General features: G+C 58.2%; 1 protein-coding gene. It reads right to left on the bottom strand.

The window, feature by feature from the left end:
* Positions 1 to 898: IS481 family transposase (locus NKI31_RS31785; protein WP_352653453.1), on the bottom strand; the 898-nt coding region annotated here is incomplete at its 3' end.
* Positions 899 to 940 lie beyond the last annotated feature (42 nt).

Below are 940 nucleotides of genomic sequence, written 5' to 3'. Positions count from 1 at the left end.
GGCCCTTGAGGGTCTTCAGTCGACGGCCGAAATTATAGGCTAAGACGAAATCGGCGAGATGCTGGCGCAGTTGGTCATGGCTCTCGTAGTAGAAGCGTTTGACGGTCGCATCCTTGATCGTGCGGTTCATGCGTTCGACCTGGCCGTTGGTCCATGGGTGCCTTGGCTTTGTCGTTCGGTGGTCGATATCGGCCTTGGCGCAAGTATGTTCGAAGGCGTGCGCCCATATGATTTCTCCCGCCGCCATGGCTTCCTTGATCAGCGGAACGGCCGAGCCGCCGGCACCTGGGGTCGTGAACTGAATGCCGTTGTCGGTAAGCACTGTGTGGATCTTGTAAGGGACAGCATCAAGAAGATGGCGCAGGAAATCGGCGGAGACCGCTGTCGTTGCCTTCTCGTGCAGCTCGACGAAAGCGAACTTCGAGGTCCGATCTATGGCCACGAACATATGCAGCTTGCCCTGCTCGGTTCGGACCTCGGCGACGTCGATATGGAAGTAGCCGATTGGATAGGCCTTGAACTTCTTCCTTGCCGGCTTGTCGCCCTCGACATCCGGCAACCTGCCTATCCCGTGACGCTGCAGGCAGCGATGCAAGGATGACCGCGACAGATGCGGGATCGTCGGTTGGAGAGCATAGAGGCAATCGTCCAGTGGCAGCAGCGTATAACGCCGAAAGGCGACGATGACCGCCTCTTCCTCAGTCGATAGCACTGTCGACTTCGGATCTCTGGGGCCAGTCGGAAGATCGGCGGCCGACGTCCGGTTCCTCCACTTCCTAACCGTCTTCTGATTGATGCCGTAGCGCTTCGCCAGCGCCCTCAGGCTCTCTTGACTATGCTGTATCGCTCGACGGATCGCCTCTGTCGTCGTGGCGCTCCCATGAAGAACCTGGCCCATAGCGCATTCTTTGATTCGGACGAAAAGTATGCGCCATCAAAG

The sequence above is a fragment of the Mesorhizobium sp. M0659 genome (assembly GCF_040320605.1).
Taxonomy (GTDB): domain Bacteria; phylum Pseudomonadota; class Alphaproteobacteria; order Rhizobiales; family Rhizobiaceae; genus Mesorhizobium.
The sequence above is the reverse complement of the archived record's forward strand: the minus strand, read 5'-3'. Positions and strand labels throughout refer to the sequence as shown.